This is a genomic window from Streptosporangium canum (assembly GCF_900113865.1).
Taxonomy (GTDB): domain Bacteria; phylum Actinomycetota; class Actinomycetes; order Streptosporangiales; family Streptosporangiaceae; genus Streptosporangium; species Streptosporangium canum.
This window is the reverse complement of sequence record NZ_FOQY01000015.1, coordinates 150,946-168,914: the sequence shown is the minus strand read 5'-3', so window position 1 is coordinate 168,914 and position 17,969 is coordinate 150,946. Positions and strand designations below refer to the sequence as shown.

The following is a 17,969-nucleotide window of genomic DNA, read 5'->3' as shown; positions in this document are numbered from 1 at the left end:
CTTGTTGTCAGGCACGGGCCGGGGTGAAGACGACCCGCCGGTCGCTGGGCGAGTAGCCGCTCAGGGTGACGGTGGGGCCGTGGGTGGGCAGGGCGGGGTCCGGGAAGTCGGCCCCGACCGGACGCAGGCCCTCGGGCCGCCGGTCGACGTTGGTGAAGTCGGGCGGGAACGGCGCGGCCGACTCGATCCGCTCGCGGTAGAAGTCGATCCATCTGGCGTGGTCGAAGGTGACCGCGGCGATGACGCGGCCCTGGAAGCCGTAGGCCGCGGCGAAGCGGTGCTCGGCGAGCGACCCCTGGGTGACGATGATCTCCTCGCCCATGGGCGGCACACCGACGGACTTGATGTTCACCCCGAACTGGGCGGACCAGAAGGCCGGGACCCACAGGTGGGGCCGGCGGTCGGGGCCGCGACTGATCATGTTGTGGGCGGCGACCTCGGCCTGCGCGACCGCGTTGCCCCAGTGCTCCAGGGAGAGGAACTGGTAGCCGAAGAGCGGGTGCGGGGACCGGGCGACGTCGCCGGCCACGAAGATGTCGTCGGTGACGATGCCGTGCACGTCGAAGGCCCGGCATCCGGCGTCGCAGGCGACGCCTCGCGGGCCGGCGCCGAGCCCGGATCCCGCGAGCCACTCGGTGTTGCGCATCGCGCCGAGCGCGATCACCGCCACGTCGACGTCCAGCGTGCCGCCGTCGGACAGGTGGGCGCGCCGGAGCCGTCCGGCCGGGTCGCCTTCGAGCGCGGTCACCGTGATGCAGCAGCGCAGGTCGACGCCGTGCTCACGCTGGAGCTCCGCCGCGACCGCGCCGACGACGCCGCCGAGCGCGCCCACGAGAGGGGCCGGGCCGCGCTCGGCGACCGTGACCTCCAGCCCCCGCTCGCGGCAGGCGGAGGCGACCTCGGAGCCGGTGAACCCGGCGCCGACGACGAGCACCCGGCGGGGCCGGGCGGCCAGCCTGCGGTTCAGCCGGGCGGCGTCGTCGCTGGTGCGCAGGACGAAGACGCCGTCAAGGTCGGCCTCCGCGTCCCTCGGCCACGGCCGGGCACGGGTGCCGGTCGCGATCAGCAGGCGGTCGAAGCCGACCTCCTGCCCGTCGGCCAGGCGCACCCGCTTGCCGGTCAGGTCCAGTCCCGTGGCGGCGACCCCGAGCCGCCACTCCGCGTCGATCGCGCGGCGCCGGGGGAGGGCCGTGCCGTCCGCGGGCACCCTGCCGAGCAGGACCTGCTTGGACAGCGGCGGCCGGTCGTAGGGCTCGTGCGGCTCGTCTCCGATCATGGTCAGCGACCCCGTGAAGCCCTCCTCGCGCAGGGTCTCCGCGGCCCGCAGGCCCGCCAGGGAGGCGCCGACGACGACCACGCGGCCGTGGCGCCTGAACGCCTTGTCGGACCCGTCAACGGCCATCGGTCCCCGCCCTCTCCAGCGCGATCGGCCGCTCCGGCGTGCCCGGCGCGTCGACCTGGTCGATGAGGATGGCCTGGACCGGGCACGCGGCCGCGGCCCTCATGACCTGCTCGCGCCGGGTCTCGTCGGCGCCGGGGTCGTACATCAGCGCCTCCTCACCGTGCATGGTGAAGACGTCCGGCGCGAGGAAGGCGCACTGCGCGTATCCCTGGCACCGGTTGAGATCGACGACGAGCCTCATGAGGACCCTGTCCCTTCGACGGGTTCGGCCATCAAGTGCTGCCCAGACTAGGTCGCTGACCAGGGAAGACGTCATCCGGAATCGCCGTGTTACGCCTTTTGGCGCTGGCTTTGCCGTGTTCCTCCCGAACGGTGGCCGATCGGTGCGGCCGGCGAGGTCGTCCCGTCCTGGGATCACCCCTTTGACGCCCGCGAGTTGATCACTATCGTCGGCTGCGACGAACGCCGGGTAAGTGCTCCAGGAAGCTCTGGAGGCCGTACTCCGACTCATGGGATGGGGTGACCGGATGACTGCCGGGGATGGGTTCGCCTACGACGGAGGTGTCTTCAGTGAGGTGGCGGCGGACTTGGAGATCATGGCGGACAAGCTCAGGGGGCTGAGGTTTTCCGGGGACGCGGTCGCTCTCCCCACCTGGGCGCTGGGCGCGGCGGGTGAGTGGCCGGCCCGGCACGAGTACGGGAAGACCTGGGGGGAGCTTGAGCAGGAGTTCAACTACGGCGAGACCGAGGGCACGTCTCTGGCGGACCTGATGCGGAGGACCCGGAAAAGCTACGCCGGGGCCGAAGGCGCGAGTGTCCGCAGGGTGCTCGACGCCGTGACTGAGGCCCGGAAAGCGGATCCCGACGAAGTTCCCCTTTACTCGGACTTCTCTGACGATTACTCCGATTATGAGACGAAGTCGTTCGGTGAATACTTGATGGACCCGACCAAACTGTCGTATGGCGCTGGGCTGGCCGCCATGGGGGCGGGCGCAGGGGGGCGCGCCTTCCTTAACCGTAGAAAAAGAGAAGAGAGTGCAATTCTTGGCCTTAGGAGAATGTATATCACGAATGCAACAAGAAGCGAAATAAGCCTAACCGCCAAATCTATAGTCAGGCATATGGAAGCCACCAATTGGGCAAACGATCTCGGTGCGAGTGATAGGGCATATCGGGATTCTTTGCATGCCCGGGTAGGGGAGCTGCACGCGGGGAGGGAGAGGAGGCTGTCGGAGCTCGCCAAGAGCAGTAAGGGCACGCAGGCGAACCTGGCGCGGGCGAAGACGTTCTCCTGGGCGGCCATGGCCGGTGGGCTCGCCTGGACCGTCATGGTCGTCCCTTCGGACGAGGATCTCGACCGTGCGGCCGCGGGCTGGGAAAAGCTCGCCTACGACTGTGGAGAGGTGTTCGGGCACGACACCGGCCTGGTCCGTGAGGCCGTAGCGGCGGCCTGGGCCGGGCCCGCCATGGAGGCCGCCGACGCGAGGCTGGTCGAGTTCGTCGCCGCGGGCGTCCATCTGGCCGAGAGGGTCCGCCGCCTGTCCGACGCGCTCTCCGACACGGTCGAGGATCTCGCCCGCATCCACAAGGTCGCACTCGTCTTCTCCGTCGTCAGCGGCGCGGCCATCGCGGGGGCGGGAATCGCGGCGCGGTTCAACCCCGCTCTGCGTCCCGTCGTCGAGCTTCTCGGCAGCAGGCTCTCCTCCGTGATCATCGTCTGCGCGAACCTCGCCCCGGCGGCCGCCGCCGCCGCGATCGCCTGGTACCGGGCGTTCGACGCGAGCCGGACGACGAGGATCGGCGACCGTGAGATCAGCGGGTTCAGCCGCTCCTGACCGGGGTCTCGCCAGGCGAGGTCCGGACGGCGGTCGCCGCTCCCCGCCTCCTCGTCATGGATGGGCGGGTGTTCGAACCGGCGGACCCATGCGAACGCGCGCTCGAACGACCTGCGGGCGCCAGAGGTGGAAGAATTCCAGCGTTTGAACAAGCTTGGGTGTTCTGGTGTTTTGTGCCCGATCTAGGCTGAGAGGAGTTCCGGCAGGTCAGCCGGTTCCGCTGTCTCAGGAGGAAGCCATGACGAAGTTCATGGACGTCCATCGCGGCATGGCGGGCATCACCGACGAGCAGTTACGTGACGCCCACGACGCCGACCTCGCCATCCAGGCCGAAGAGGGGGTGTCCTTCGAGCACGCGTGGGCGGACCCGGCGGAGGGCGTCGTCTACTGCCTGTCGGAGGCGCCCGACGCGGAGGCCGTACAGCGTGTCCACGAGCGGGCGGGGCATCCGGCCGACGAGATCCACCCCGTGCCGCTGACCGTCTGACCCAGGACCCAGGACCCGGGACCCGGGAGGCGCGTGGCCGCGCCTCCGTCTGTCCGACCCGGGACCGGTGAGGCGCGCGGCCGCGCCCCCGTCAGGCCAGGGCCGTGGCCAGCTCGGCGGCGGCGGCGGCCACCCGGGGGCCGACGACCTCGGGGTCGAGGGGGGTGAAGGCGACCACTCCCACGGACGCCTCAAGCCAGGGGACGCCGGGGACGGGGGCGGCTATGCCCCGCGCGCCCTCCTGGAGCTGGCCTTCGGTGGTCACGTAGTCGGTGCGGCCCTGACGCAGGGCGAGCACGGCGAGGCCGGCGGCGCCCCTGGTGAGTGGATGGCGGGAGCCTTCGCGGTAGGCGACGTGCATGTCCGTCCAGGAGGGTTCGACCACCGCCACGGCCAGGCCGTCGTCCCCCTCGGCCACGGTGAGGTGCGCGGTCGCGCCGACCTCCTCGGCGAGCCCGCGCAGGGTGGGCAGGGCGCCCTCACGGAGCAGGGGCTGGACGGCGCGCGCCAGGACGAGCACGCCGAAGCCGAGGTGGACGCGGCCGTCCCGGTCGCGGCGGACGAAGCCCTCGCTCTGGAGGGTGGTGAGCAGGCGGTAGACCGCCGGGCGGCTCAGTCCGAGCTCGCCCGCGAGCTCGGTGGGGGTGCGGCCGCGCCGGCCGTCGGCGAGCAGGCGGAGCAGACGCAGGCCGCGTTCCAGTGTCTGCGACGACTCGGCCGGCATCAGGGCACCTGCTGTGCTGGGAGCATGCTCCCGATTATCGACGGTGCCCGCGCCGCGGACGGCGCGCGGGAGCACGAGCCCCGCTTCGGACTGCACCCGAGGGTCCCCGTCCGGGGCCTGCGGACGAGCGGCCGGACCGACCGGGCGGACCGCTGATCAGTTGTCATGCCGGTAATAACCGGAGGCCCGGAATGTGCAGGTCTTTGGCAAGAATTGCTGGACTCGCCTGAGTAAGTTGCTAGGTCCCTGTACCTCGGCGAGGGGACCTTGAGGATGAGCGACGCGCTGATCGCCCGGGTTGAGCGGTGGGCGAGGGAGATCCCGGACGCTCCCGCGTACACCTTCCTGGACTACTCCGCCGGACACGACGGGGTGAAGCACACGCTCTCCTGGGCGAAGGCGGATCTCAAGGCGCGGGCGCTGGCCGTACGGCTGCGCGAGGTGACGCTCCCCGGCGACCGGGCGGCGATCCTGGCGCCGCAGGGGCTGGAGTACGTGGTCGCGATGCTCGGGGCCATGTACGCCCGGGTGGTCGCGGTGCCGCTGTTCGCGCCCGACCTGCCCGGCCACGCCGACCGGCTGATCCGGGCCTACGCCGACGCCGACCCGGTCTGCGTGCTCACCACGACCCCCGCGCTGGACAGCGTCCGCGCCTTCCTGGACGGCGGGTCCGCGCCCCGGCCCAAGCAGGTCATCACGCTGGACACGGTCTCCGACCTGCTCGCCGACGAGTGGGAGCCGGAGCCGATCGGGCTCGGCGACCTGGCCTACCTGCAGTACACCTCCGGCTCGACCCGCGCCCCCGCGGGAGTGGAGATCAGCCACGCCAACTTCACCGCCAACGCCGAGCAGCTCTGGGAGGCCTTCCGGGCCACTCCCCGGGTGTCCACGGCGGCCCTGTGGCTGCCGCTCTTCCACGACATGGGTCTGATCGCCACGATCGCCGCGCCGATGGTGGGCGGCAACCAGGCGGTGTTCATGGACCCGGTCGCGTTCGTCATGCATCCGGTGCGGTGGCTGCGGATGCTCAGCGAGTACGACGACGTGTTCACCGGCGGCCCCAACTTCGCCTACGAGTACGCGGCCGGCCGGGTCACCGACGCGGAGAAGGCCACGCTCGACCTGTCCGGGGTCTCGGTCATGCTCAACGGCGCCGAGCCGCTGCGTGGCAGCACGATCGACCGGTTCTCCGAGACGTTCGCCGGGTGCGGGCTGCGGCCCGAGGCGCACACCCCCGGGTACGGCCTGGCGGAGGCGACCGTGTTCGTCACGGTGATGGACCGGGACCTGCCGGCCCGGGTGACCCTGTTCGACAGGGACGCGCTGACCGCCGGGCGGGCGGTGCCGTACACGGGCGAGGGGCGGGTCAGCGACCTGGTCTCCTGCGGGGTGCCGACGGGCCAGCGGGTCGTCATCGTCTCGGAGTCCGGTACGGCGAAGCCGGACGGCGAGGTCGGCGAGATCTGGGTGCAGGGGCCGAACGTGGCGCGGGCCTACTGGCGGGACGGGGAGCGCAGCGCCGAGGTCTTCGGCAACGTGCTCGACGGCGAGGACGGCACCTGGCTGCGGACCGGGGACCTGGGCGTCGTCCACGAGGGCGAGCTCTACATCACCGGGCGGATCAAGGACCTGATCATCGTCGACGGGCGCAACCACTATCCGCAGGACGTGGAGGTGACCGTGCAGGAGGCCGACCAGGCCGTCCGCCGGGACCACGTGGCGGCGTTCGCCGTGCCGGGGGAGGAGACCGAGCGGCTGGTCGTGGTGGCCGAGCGGTCCCGCAGGGCCGACGGGCGCGACCCGGCCGAGGTCACGGCCAACATCCGCGCGGCTGTCGCGAAAAATCATGATCTGCGGCTGCATGACTTCGTGCTGACCGAGGCGGGAGCCGTACCGCGCACGTCGAGCGGGAAGATCGCCCGCAGGGCGTGCGTGCGGGCCTACCTGGACGGCGCGTTCGGCCCCCGGCCCGCCGGGCCCAGGGACGCCGGCGTCTGATGTTCGAGTCGTTCGGGCGGACCGTCTACCGGGCACGCTGGAGCGTGCTGGCGCTGGGGGCGGTGTTCGCGGTCGTCGCCGGATACTTCGGGCTGGGGCTGTTCGGGCGGATGACCGACGGCGGGTTCGACGACCCGGGCGCCGAATCGACCTCGGCCGCCCAGTGGAGCCGGCAGTGGTTCGGCGGCAGCTCGCCCGACGTGGTGGTCCTCTACACCCACCCGACGTTCGAGGCCGACGACGAGCGGTTCAGGAAGGACGTGCAGGCCGCGCTCCGCGAACTGCCCGCCGAGCACGTCACGAGGACGTCCACCTACTGGACGACCAAAGCCGGGGAGCTCGTCTCCGAGGACAGGCACTCCACCTACGCGCTGATCACCCTGCGTGGCGGGCAGCTGACGAAGCAGAGCGGCTACGAGCAGGTCAAGGACCGGCTCAGGACCGCGCCGGACGGATACACGGTCAAGGTCGGCGGCCCGATCCCGCTGCTCAAGGACCTCAACACGCAGACCGGCGCCGACCTGCAGCAGGCCGAGGCCCTGTCGATGCCGGTGCTGCTCGTCCTGCTCGTACTGGTCTTCGGCAGCCTGGTCGCGGCCGGGCTGCCGCTGGTCGTCGGGCTGCTGTCGGTGGTCGGCGCGCTCCTGCTGCTCCGGTTGCTGACCGAGGTGACCGACGTCTCGGTCTTCTCGCTGAACGTCGTGACGATGCTCGGGCTGGGCCTGGCCATCGACTACTCGCTGTTCGTGCTGAACGCCTTCCGCGAGGAGATCCGCCGGGGCTCACCGGTGGAGACGGCCGTCGTGCGGACCATGGCGACGGCCGGCCGCACGGTCGCGTTCTCCGGGCTGACCGTGGCGACCTCGCTCAGCGGCCTGCTGCTGTTCCCGCAGATGTTCCTGCGCTCGATCGGCCTGGGCGCGGCGGCGGTGGTGCTGGTCGCGATGGCGGCCGCGCTGATCGTGCTGCCCGCGCTGCTGGCCGTACTCGGGCCCAGGGTGGACGCGATCCGGCTCGCGCCGGACTTCGGCAGGCACAAGGGCGGCAGCGGGACCTGGCACGCCATCGCCTCCAGCGTGATGCGTCGCCCGGTGGTCTACCTCGCCGGGGTCGGCGTGGTGCTGTTCGCGCTGGCCGCGCCGTTTGTGCACGTGCGGTTCGGCAGCGTGGACCACCGGGTGCTGCCCGAGCGGTTCGAGAGCCGCCAGGTCGCCGAGGAGATCAACACGAGGTTCGCCAGGAACGCGATGTCGCCGATCGACGTCATCGTGCTCGTCGAACGCGACCTCGTCGGGCCGATGACCGCGTCGGCGCCCGGCGCGCTCACCTCGGAGGTCGGGACGCGGCTCGGGCCCATCGGGGTCGGCAACTCGGGGATCACCCCGGTCACCGAGGTCGGCCCGCTGGACGTGCGGGCCTTCGTGGAGCGCCTGGAGGCGCTCGACCACGTCACCGGGGTGGACGTCACCGGGGTCTCGCAGAACAACGGCGCGGTACGGCTGGCGGTCCGCTACGACGAGGACCCGATGTCGGACGAGGCCCGCGCGCTGGTCGGCAGGGTCCGCGACCTTCCCCTGGAGCGGAACTTCCAGGACGTGGTCGTCGGCGGCCCCACCGCCGCCCAGCTCGACCTGGAGGCCAGCCTGAAGTCCACGCTGCCGTGGACCGCGCTGGTGGTCTGCCTGATGACGGGCCTGCTGCTGTTCGCCGCGTTCGGCTCGATCCTGCTGCCGATCAAGGCGATCCTGATGAACGTCCTCTCCCTGGGCGCGTCCTTCGGCGTGATCGTCTGGGCCTTCCAGGACGGCAACCTGGCCGGCGTCCTCGGCTTCACCCCGACCGGCAGCATCGAGGCGACCATCACCGTGCTGATCCTGGCGGTGGTGTTCGGCCTGTCGATGGACTACGAGCTGTTCCTGCTCAGCCGGGTCCGCGCCGAGTGGCTGCGGACCCGGGACAACACCGCCGCCGTGGCGGTCGGCCTGGAGCGGACCGGCGGGGTCATCACCAGCGCCGCCCTGCTGCTGCTCGTGGTCATCGCGGCGTTCTCCACCGCCGGGATCACCATCGTGAAGATGCTCGGCGTCGGCATGTTCGTGGCCATCGTGGTGGACGCGACGCTGGTCCGCGCGCTGCTGGTGCCCGCGACGATGCGCCTGATGGGCGACGCCAACTGGTGGCTGCCGGACTTCCTGCGGGGTTTCCACCGGCGCATCGAGATCCGCGAGCACGACGTCCGCGAGCACCGCCCCGCCGAGATCGCCCCCACCTACGTCACCGTGGAGCGCGAGGACGTCCCCGGTGGCCGCCGCGTCACGCCGGCGCACCGCCTGGAGCCCTCCCCGCCGGTGCCGCAGCTCGCCGCCCCCGAATCTCCGCCTCTCGCCCCCGCCGTCCCGGTGCGCGTCATCACGCCCACCCCCGACGGCTCCGACTGGCAGTGGGGCGAGGAGACCGTCCTCGACCCCGGCCCTCCGGCCCCGCCCCTTTCTCCCCGCGCGACCCCGCCCACCCGTGCGAATCCCTCTCCCCATGTGGATCCGCCCCCGCGCCGTCCCGCGCCGTCACGGGCCTCGGACCCCCAGCACCGGTCGAACCCCTATCCCCTTCCGGGGCTCGACCCCGAGCAGCCGCAGCCCGCTCCCGTGCCGCCGGAGCGCGAGCCCGCACGGGCACGCAAGGTCAAGAAAGTCATCAAGCCCAACCTGGACGGTCCGGGCTGGCACTGGGCCGAGGAACACGAAGACCCGTCCCCGCCGCAACCCCTGCTGACCGTCGAGGACGCGGTGGGACCCGCCCGGCACTCCCCGGTGCGCTCCCCGGCCCTCGGCCGCCCCGTCCCCCCGGCCGCCCCGCCTCCGCAGGCCCGCCCGGAGCTCTCTCCTCCCGTCATCCGGGTACGGCCCGAGCCCGATCCCCGTCCACGCCCCGAGCCTCCCCCCGTCATCCGGATACGCCCCGAGCCCGCTTCTCCGCCGCGCCCCGAGCCCGCGCCCCGGGTACGGCCCGAGCTGCCGCCCCCCGCCCCGGCGGCTGAGACGCCGGACCCCACGGCGGAGGTCGGGGACGCCCGCCGCACACGGAGCGCGCCGCTGGTCAGCAGCCATCTGATCGACCAGTTGGAGCCGCTCATCCAGCACGCGGGCAAGCCGGTCCAGCCGATCGCGGAACAGCCCGAGCCGCGTCCGGAGTCCCGTCCAGAGCCGCGCTTGGAACCCCATCCGGAACCCCGTCCGGACCCGCGCTTGGAGCCCCGGCCGGAGCCCCGTTCGGAGCCCCGCCCAGAGCCGCGTCCGGAGCCGGCAAGCGGGGCGCGGACGGATGTGTCCGGCCAGGTCGCGCGGGAGCGGCGGACCGTGCAGGAGCGGGCGGAGCAGGAGGGGCAGGCAGCCGGCGGCTGGGTCGCCGTGGGGACCCGCACCACGCGGGTCGTACGGCCCAGACAGGACGGATCCGGCTGGGAGTGGACGGAGGTGCCGGAGTGAGCGACCTCGCCGCGAGGCCCGAGGGCGCCGCGGCCCGGCCCCGGTCCCCCCGGCGCGGCCTGCTGTTGCTGGTCGTCGGTCTGGCCGGGTTCGTGACCACGCTGGACAACACGGTCGTCACGGTCGCCCTGCCCACCTTGCAGGCCGAGCTGGGCGCGTCTCTGGCGGCGCTCGAATGGGTCGTCACCGGCTACGTCCTCACCTTCGCGGGCCTCATGCTCGCCGGAGGCCGCCTGGCCGACGTCTACGGCCGCCGCAGGGTCCTCGTCGCCGGGCTCGCGGTCTTCACGGCGGCGTCCCTCGCCGCCGGGCTGGCCACCTCGGCGGGCGTGCTCGTCGCCGCCCGGCTGGTCCAGGGCTGCGGTGCGGCGCTGATCCTGCCCGCGATGCTGGCGGTGGTCTCGGTGGGCAACGACGACCGGCAGCGGTCGGCCGGTGTCGCGGTCTGGATGGCCTCGGGGGCGGGCGCGCTCGCCCTGGGGCCGGTCGTCGGCGGCTACCTGACCCAGCACTTCCACTGGAGCTGGGTCTTCCTGCTCAACGTCCCCCTCGGCGTTCTCGTCATCGCGCTCGCGGTCGTCGCGGTCCCCGAGTCGCGCGACGAGAGCGCCGCCCGCGTGGACGTCCCGGGGGTCGCGACGTCGGTCGTCGTGCTGTCGGCGGGCACGTTCGCGCTGACCTTCGGGGCCGAGCTGGGCTGGACGTCGCCGGTGATCGTGGCCGCGGCGGCGGTCACCGTGGTCGCGGCCGCCGTCTTCCTGGCCGTCGAGAGGTTCGGCGCGGACCCGATGGTGGACCTCGCGCTGTTCCGGGCGCGGGCTTTCACCGGCGGGGTGATCGCCCAGGTGCTCTGGGGGCTCGGCGTCAACGGGGTGTTCTTCTTCACGGCGCTGTTCTTGCAGGGGGTCCTCGGCTTCAGCCCGACCATGTCCGGTCTGGCGTTCGTGCCGCTGGCCCTGCTCGTCGTCGCGGTCACGCCGCTGGTCCCGTACATCGAGCGGCGGCTCGGCGCGGGGCGCACGGTCGCGCTGGGGCTCCTCCTCGTCGCCGGGGGCATGGCCGCCGTCGGGTTCCTGCGTCCCGGCGACGGCTGGGCCGATCTGCTGCCCGCCGTGTGCGTGATCGGGGTCGGCTCGGCACTGACCATGCCGCTCGGCTCGGCGGTGCTGGGGGCCGTTCCGGAGTCCAGGGCGGGAGTGGCGGGCGGCGTGTTCAGCGTGGCGCGCGAGATGTCCGGGCTGTTCGGCATCGCGGTCGTCGGAGTGATCGTCAGCGGCTCCGCCAGCTTCACCACCGGCTACGCGACCGGCCTGCTCACCGCCGCCGCGCTGGTCGTCGTGGGGGCCGCGGTGAGCCTGGTGACGCTCCGGTGAGGATCGCGGTCCTGGCGTTCGGGTCGCGGGGGGACACCCAGCCCTGCGTGGCGCTCGGCGCGGGGCTCGCCGCGAGGGGGCACCGGGTCACGGTCGTCGCCGCCGCCCGGTACGGCGGGCTGGTCGAGGAGGCCGGGCTCGGGCTCGCCCCCGTGAGCGTCGACCCGTTGCGGATCGTGGAGTCCGAGGAGGGGCAGGCGTGGCTGCGCAGCGGGCCGGCCGGGTTCGCCCGGGGGTTCCGCAGGATCGTGGAGCCGCTCGCCGAACGGCTGGTCACCGAGGTGGACGCGGCCTGCGCGGGCGCGGACCTGGTGCTCTCGCCCGCGCTGGGCGGCTTCGGCCACCACCTCTCCGAGCGGTACGGCATGCCGTACGCGCTGCTCCATTTCCAGCCCAGCGAGCCCACCGGGGCCTTCCCCAACCCGCTGGTCCCGTTGCGGACCCTCGGCAGGGCGGGCAACCGGGCCAGTTACGCGCTGGTCGAGGGGCTGAGCTGGCTGTTGCTGGGCCGCATGGTGAACCGGCTGCGGAGCAGGGTGTTCACGCTGGGGCCCATGCGGGGGAGCCCTTTCCGCCGGGCGCGTGCCGACCGGGTGCCGGTGCTGTGCGGGGTGAGCCCCTCGGTCGTCGCGCGCCCGGCGGACTGGCCCGACCACGTGCATCTGACCGGGTTCTGGCCGCTGGAGCGCACCTGGGCCCCCGGGCCCGATCTGGAGGCGTTCCTCGACGCCGGGCCGCCACCGGTCTACGTGGGGTTCGGCAGCATGGTCCCCGCCGACCCGGGCGCGACGGCCGGGACGGTGGTGGCTGCGCTGCGCCGGGCCGGGGTGCGGGGGGTCCTGCAGGGCATGCCGTACGGCGGGGCGGAGGACATGTTCGTGGTCGGTGACGCCGACCACGGGTGGCTTTTCCCGCGGATGGCCGCGGTGGTGCATCACGGGGGCGCCGGGACGACGGGGAGCGGGCTGCGGGCGGGGGTCCCGGGAGTGGTCTGCCCCTTCTTCTCCGACCAGCCGTTCTGGGGTGCCCGGGTGGCCCTGCTGGGCGCGGGGCCCGCGCCGCTGCCGGTGCGGAAGGTCACCGCGGAGGCGCTGGCCGGGAGGGTCGCGCGTGCCTTACGGGACGGGCGGATCAGGGCGGCGGCGGCCCGGCTGGGGGAGCGGATGCGCGCCGAGGACGGGGTGGCGCGCGCGTGCGAGGCGCTGGGGCTCTGAGGCCGCTTCTGCCGCGCGGTGCCGGAGATGGACACGATGTGCCGGTAATTTGACGTTTTCCGGTCAGGGCCTGTTGGGCGAATGGTGATCTCTGTAGAGTGCAAGGCAATCGTTTTGGCTGGCTTTACCGGGGAGTTTCAGGACATGCGATTCACTCTGCGGCGGGCCTTCGCCGTCGGCGCCATGCTCACGGTCCTCGGTGTCGCGACCCCCGGGGTCGCCGCCTACTCGCAGGACGACCCCCGTAGCTGCAACGACCTGATGGGGGCCGACACCCCGGCGTACATCACGTGCCAGTGGCTGGCCAAGCCGGAGGAGGCCCTCGGCGTCGCGATGTTCTGGCTGAGCGGCGACGGGGCCAACCTCAAGGAGGCCACCCCGTCGGACGGGCAGTTCATCGACTGCTCCGCCCCCGGCAGCTCCTGCCCGGCGCTGGAGGGCGAGGAGGTCGGCGGTGACGAGAACTCTCCGTTCCCCGAGGGCGCCGAGGACGGCGGGACCCCCGAGTGCGAAGCCGGCCAGCAGTGCTCGGTCGGCGGGACCGGAGAAGGCGGGGACGGCACGCCGAGCCGGTCCGAGCTGAGCGGCTCGGCCACCCCCTCCGCCTCGCCCACCACGACGGCGGCCACGCAGAACTTCACCACGTCCGCCCAGGACGTGACCGCGGCGGCGCAGACCCCCGCCGGCCAGGCGGTCACCGCCGCCAAGGCCACCGGGGTCCGGGTCTGGCTCGACACCGAGCTGGCCGACGACTGGAAGGCGGGCGCCGCGGGCTTCGCCGCGGCCGTCAAGCGGATCGGCGCGCTGGCCGCGCGGCCGGAGGTGGCCGGGATCCGGTTCACCTCGCAGCTCGGCTACAACACGACGTTCAAGACGGACGAAGAGGTCACCGCCTTCGTCACGGCCGCCTCCACGGCGCTGCGCCAGGCGGCCCCCGGAAAGCGGCTGGGCGTGCACACGGTGGTGCCCGAGCTCGCCTGCGGCGCGGAAGAGGCCTGCAAGACCGAGATGCGCAAGCGCTACCCGCTGGTCGTCCCGGAGAAGGTCGAGTCGCTGCTGAGCGCGGGCCGCGTCGACCAGCTCACCCTGGACACCGGCCTGCTGTACGGCGGCTACGAGACCTGGAAGATCAACGCCGAGAAGGCCCAGCGCAACCAGTGGATCCAGGTCCGCGCCCGCTCCTGGGACGTCCTGGCCCAGGTCGCCGCCGAGGAGACCGGCCTGGTCGGCCAGGTGACCTCCGAGCAGGTCGCCACCCGCGCCTCCACCCCCGTCATGGACGGCGCCGCCCAGCAGGTGAACCTCTGGACCCGCGTCCAGGACGCCCAGGGCACGGTGAAGCGGCTGACCGCCTGGGACGAGCTGAAGAAGCTCAACCCGATCAAGCGCCGCCTGGCCGCCGTCTACAACCCGACCACCCCCGAGGTGGACGTGGCCGCCGACCTCAAGAAGATCGCCGAGGCTTTCAGCCAGGTCTACCTCACCACCGCCTGACCCGGCGCCCGGCCCCGAGACAGGAGGCCCGCACCCGTTCGCCGGGTGCGGGCCTCGGTCGTGTGTGCCCTGACTGTGAGGTGCGGCTGTGCGGTGCGCGGTCGTGCACTCCGGACGCGCAGGCTCCGGGGCCATGTGTTTTGCATGGCGAAATTCGCGTATATCGCTATGCATCGGCACTGCCCAGTTTTTATTCGGGTGGCCGGAGCCGTCTGCCCGCCCCAATGTTCCCACTGGGGCATATAGGCGAGCCTGAATCCCAACGTAGGCAATCCGGCCACCGCTGATCCCGGTCGGCCCGTCGTAACGCCGAGGACCGGCTAAAAGCACGTCAATATTGGCCCGAGTCCGCCTCCGTCCCGGATTCCACCAGTGCCGCGTTTTACCCTGGGAGAGTTTCAGCGTCTGTCGCGACGACCTCCCGCGGTCGGCCATGTCAGAAAATCGATCGAGCCGGATGGACTCAGAGAGAAGGCGTTCATAAGTGCGCGCGAATTCGCCGAAAGTGCTTGTCGTCGGGGCCGGAGTGAGTGGATTGACGACCGCGCTCTGTCTGGCCAGAGAGGGATTCCGCGTCACCGTGGTCGCGGAGAGATTCGCGCCCGAGATCGTCTCGGTCGTCGCGGGCGCGCTGTGGGAGTGGCCGCCCGCGGTGTGCGGTTACCACCACGACCAGATCTCACTCGCCCGCTCCAAGGACTGGTGCGTCACCTCCTACAGGATGTTCGACGAGCTGGCCCGGGCCAAGGTCCCCGGCGTGGCCATGCGGAGGTCGAACTTCTACTTCGGCCGTCCCGTCGAGGAGAGCCCGCACGACCTGCACAAGATGCAGGAGCTCGCGGGGAAGGTGCGCGGGTTCGTCCGCGACCGGTCGCTCGCCGAACGCAACGGCGTCAGCCCCGACTACGGGGTGGTCGACGCGTACTCCCACATGGCACCCATGATCGACACCGATCAGTACATGGTGTGGCTGATGCGGCAGGTCAAGATCCACGGAGTGCGGGTCAAGCGGTACCGGATCGAGGGGCTGCTCGCCGAGCGGAGAGCGGAGCTGCTGGACCGCTTCGACGCCGAGGCGATCGTCTGCTGCGCGGGCCTCGGCACCGCCCAGCTCCGCGGCGTCGGCATGTATCCCCTGCGCGGTGCGCTGGTGCGGGTCCGCAACGGCGGGGTCCGCGGGCCCCGGATCGACGAGGCCCACTGCGTCTCCCACGTCGAGGGCAGGGACGAGCAGGACATCGTCTTCATCGTGCCGCGCAACCAGAGACTCCTCGTTCTCGGCGGCCTGGCGGAAAAGGACGAGTGGAGCACGGACATCAATCTGGAGAACCACGGGCCCGTACGGGAGATGTATGAGCGCTGCCTGGCGTTCATGCCCGCACTGCGAAACGCCGAACTGGACCCGGATGAGCCGGTCCGGGTGGGGTTGCGGCCATTCAGGAATGAGAACGTCTGCCTGGAATGGGATGACGAAAGTCAGATCATCTACAATTTCGCGCACGGCGGGGCCGGATTCAGCTTCTCCTGGGGCTGCGCACAGGAGGCCGTCGGCCTGGTGCGTTCGGCCGTGGAGGACCGTAAGTACTCCCACTCCTTCTGATGATTTCTCCCGATAGTGGATGGACGTGACCATGAGAAGAAATTTCCGGTGTTTCCTGATGGTGAACGCGGCCCTCATGCTGACCGCGTGCACGCCCTTCGATCTCGCGTATACCGGTATCGCGTCACAGCGCCATTCCGGGCACCCGGCACCGCATCCCGGTGACGTCTCGGATCCCGGTGACACCTCTCATGCCGGGAGTGCCCCGCGTTCCGGTGACGTCTCGGATCCCGGTGACACCTCTCATGCCGGAAGTGCCCCGCGTTCCGGACCCGACTCCGGTTCCGGGGACGTTCCCGCGCGGCCGCAGTTCCCCACCCTTCACCCCGGCGACGAGGGCGCCCTGGTGGAGAAGGTCCAGAGCCGTCTCGACCGGCTCGGATTCAAGACGGGCCCTCCCGGCTCCGAGTACGGCCCCGCGCTGCGCATGGCCGTATGGGCCTTCCAGAAGGCGAACGGGCTGCCCGCCGTCGACCGGGTCGACCCGCCGACCTGGCAGGCGCTCTCCCATCCGGAGCGCGTCAGGCCGCTGGTGCCCTCCGGCGGGTCCGTGCGGGTGGAGATCGACCTGCGCCGCCAGCTGCTCACGGCGTGGAAGGACGGCAGGCCCGCGCTGATCACCCATATCTCGACCGGCACCGGCAAGCCCTACTGCAAGAACGGCCACTGCGGGGTCGCGGTCACCCCCACCGGCGACTTCCGCGCCTGGTGGCGGACCGCCGGATGGACCAGCGGACCTCTGGGCGACCAGTTCTACACCGTGTACTTCAACGGCGGCATCGGCTTCCACGGCTCCGAACGGGTCCCGAGGCATCCCGCGTCCCACGGATGCATCCGCGTCCCGCTCCACAACGCCCGGCCCCTTTTCGACATGATCCAGACAGGGCAGCCGGTCTACGTCCGCCGGCCCGCCTAGGACGCGGACCGGCCGGGAGCAGGACCGGCCGGGCGCTGGGCCGGCTGGGAGCTGGGCCGGCTGGGACGGGGCAGGCCGGGAGTTGGGCAGGCCAGTAGTGGAGCCGGGCCGGGCCGGGACGGGGCGCGGCCCGGCGCCTAACGGGAGCTCTCGCCGCCGGAGACGGTGATCGGGGAGCGGTGTCCGAGCAGGCCCCAGATGCCCTCGTCCTCCTCCTGCGGCGGGGGCGCCTCCTCCGAGGAGGACTCCAGGCCGAGGGCCGACAGGATCATCGGGAAGGACCGCTTGAACTCGCGGGTCCAGTAGGGCCAGGTGTGGGTGCCGTCCTTGTACAGGTGCACCACGGGCCTGACGCCGTACCGGCGGAGCTTGGCGACCAGGTCCTTGGCCGTGTAGGCGGAGAGCGGCTCGCTGAGATGGGCGGGGCTCCACGGCGCTCCGGGCGGGTCGAGCTCGCCGAGCCGGCTGGTCGTGCCGCTGGAGATGTAGAGGCTCATCCCGCGCAGGTTCCTGGCCAGGTAGGCGGGGTCGTTGGCCCGCCAGACGTTCCGGTTCCTGATCGGGTCCCCCCACATGGCCTTCGGGTCCTGCCGCTCGGCCGCCTGCGCGTTCATGATGAGCTCGGGGATGCCGGGCAGGCGGGTGGACATGACGCCGCTGTAGGAGCCGGCGAAGCGGAACATCCCGGGGTGCCGCGCGGCGTACTTCATCGCGCCGTAGGCGCCCATGGACAGGCCCGCGACGGCTCGGCGGCTCCCGGCCCGGTATCCGGTCTCCAGCAGGCGGCGCAGCTCGTAGGTGTGGAAGGTCTCCCAGCCGGGCGCGCCGCCCTTGCCGCCGTTGTACCAGTCGGTGTAGTTCCCGGCCCGGCCCGCCTCGGGCATCACGATGATCGCGTCCACGTTCTCGGTCATGGCCGCGATGTCCGTCATCCGGGTCCACGCGGTGTAGTTGTCGGCTCCGCCGTGCAGCATGTAGAGCACCGGCCAGGTGCGTTTGGCCTTCTTCGACCAGCCCCGGGGCACCAGCAGCCGGACCGGCAGCATCGCGTTGACCGAGGGCGACGACACCGTGATGTCGACCATGCGCAGGCCGAACCAGCGCTCCTTCACCACCCGCGCGCCGCCGGGCTTCGCGGCCGGCCAGGGGCCGGAGGGGCTCTTGCCGGACGGCGCAGCCGGAGCGGCGTGCGCGGTCGACGGCAGCCCGACGAGCAGAGCGGTCGCCAGCACCAGGAATCCACGTCGAGCAGGTCGCATTCTCTTTCCTCCACCCGGCCTGGAGACAGGGGCCGTGGCAGGCGACCTTAAGCCTGATCATCGGGGTCCGGCTATGAGTGTTCGCAACGAAATGCGCGAGGGGTTTGAGCTGCCCGAACAAATCCCTTGAAAGGGCGGCCGTTATCACGATCGTGACAAAACGCGCTGGTGGATTGTGGGTT

At 71.8% G+C, this 17,969-nt stretch carries 14 protein-coding genes; 10 read left to right on the top strand and 4 right to left on the bottom strand.

The genetic code is table 11. The features are described from left to right. Positions 1-7: 7 nt before the first annotated feature. Together BM085_RS22815 and BM085_RS22810 are read right to left on the bottom strand one after the other, a co-directional pair. Positions 8-1,402 (bottom strand): NAD(P)/FAD-dependent oxidoreductase, encoded by a 1,395-nt coding sequence (locus BM085_RS22815; RefSeq protein ID WP_093888965.1) that lies wholly within the window; start codon positions 1,400-1,402, stop codon positions 8-10. Next, positions 1,392-1,643, bottom strand: coding sequence for a ferredoxin (locus BM085_RS22810; protein WP_093888964.1), 252 nt, complete (start codon positions 1,641-1,643; stop codon positions 1,392-1,394). The genes BM085_RS22815 and BM085_RS22810 overlap by 11 nt, the downstream gene beginning before the upstream one ends. Positions 1,644-1,929: 286 nt before the next feature. Between BM085_RS22810 and BM085_RS22805 the strand changes: the two genes are divergently transcribed. After that, the gene (locus BM085_RS22805) at positions 1,930-3,237 is read left to right on the top strand and encodes a hypothetical protein (protein WP_143121029.1); all 1,308 of its coding nucleotides are present in this window, start codon (positions 1,930-1,932) and stop codon (positions 3,235-3,237) included. Positions 3,238-3,475: 238 nt separating this feature from the next. Next, the gene (locus tag BM085_RS22800) at positions 3,476-3,724 is read left to right on the top strand and encodes an SCO4226 family nickel-binding protein (RefSeq protein WP_093888962.1); all 249 of its coding nucleotides are present in this window, start codon (positions 3,476-3,478) and stop codon (positions 3,722-3,724) included. 91 nt (positions 3,725-3,815) lie between these two features. Here the strand turns inward: BM085_RS22800 and BM085_RS22795 are convergent, their stop codons facing one another. Beyond that, positions 3,816-4,448, bottom strand: a complete 633-nt coding sequence (locus tag BM085_RS22795; RefSeq protein ID WP_086578398.1) for an IclR family transcriptional regulator — start codon at positions 4,446-4,448, stop codon at positions 3,816-3,818. A gap of 24 nt (positions 4,449-4,472) precedes the next feature. Between BM085_RS22795 and BM085_RS46880 the strand changes: the two genes are divergently transcribed. From BM085_RS46880 to BM085_RS44585, 8 genes are all read left to right on the top strand, one after another. Further along, positions 4,473-4,604, top strand: a complete 132-nt coding sequence (locus tag BM085_RS46880; RefSeq protein WP_281249865.1) for a hypothetical protein — start codon at positions 4,473-4,475, stop codon at positions 4,602-4,604. Positions 4,605-4,721: 117 nt separating this feature from the next. After that, complete coding sequence (locus tag BM085_RS22790; RefSeq protein ID WP_093888961.1) at positions 4,722-6,446, top strand: fatty acyl-AMP ligase; 1,725 nt, start codon at positions 4,722-4,724, stop codon at positions 6,444-6,446. Continuing rightward, positions 6,446-9,931, top strand: coding sequence for an MMPL family transporter (locus BM085_RS22785; RefSeq protein WP_093888960.1), 3,486 nt, complete (start codon positions 6,446-6,448; stop codon positions 9,929-9,931). The genes BM085_RS22790 and BM085_RS22785 overlap by 1 nt, the downstream gene beginning before the upstream one ends. Continuing rightward, on the top strand, positions 9,928-11,304 hold the full coding sequence (locus BM085_RS22780; RefSeq protein ID WP_093888959.1) for an MFS transporter: 1,377 nt from the start codon (positions 9,928-9,930) through the stop codon (positions 11,302-11,304). Before BM085_RS22785 ends, BM085_RS22780 begins: the two co-directional genes overlap by 4 nt. Next, complete coding sequence (locus tag BM085_RS22775) at positions 11,301-12,518, top strand: glycosyltransferase (RefSeq protein WP_093888958.1); 1,218 nt, start codon at positions 11,301-11,303, stop codon at positions 12,516-12,518. The genes BM085_RS22780 and BM085_RS22775 overlap by 4 nt, the downstream gene beginning before the upstream one ends. Before the next feature lie 144 nt (positions 12,519-12,662). Continuing rightward, complete coding sequence (locus tag BM085_RS22770; RefSeq protein WP_093888957.1) at positions 12,663-14,012, top strand: hypothetical protein; 1,350 nt, start codon at positions 12,663-12,665, stop codon at positions 14,010-14,012. A gap of 484 nt (positions 14,013-14,496) precedes the next feature. After that, a complete protein-coding gene (locus BM085_RS22765) occupies positions 14,497-15,612 on the top strand; it encodes an FAD-dependent oxidoreductase (RefSeq protein ID WP_093888956.1) in 1,116 nt (371 codons plus the stop codon). 346 nt (positions 15,613-15,958) lie between these two features. Then, complete coding sequence (locus BM085_RS44585; RefSeq protein WP_177245221.1) at positions 15,959-16,528, top strand: L,D-transpeptidase family protein; 570 nt, start codon at positions 15,959-15,961, stop codon at positions 16,526-16,528. A 137-nt stretch (positions 16,529-16,665) separates the two neighbouring features. Here BM085_RS44585 and BM085_RS22755 read toward each other — a convergent pair whose 3' ends face one another. After that, positions 16,666-17,787 carry an alpha/beta hydrolase gene (locus tag BM085_RS22755; protein ID WP_093888954.1) on the bottom strand — a complete coding sequence of 374 codons (1,122 nt, stop codon included), beginning with the start codon at positions 17,785-17,787 and terminating at the stop codon, positions 16,666-16,668. Positions 17,788-17,969: the final 182 nt, after the last annotated feature.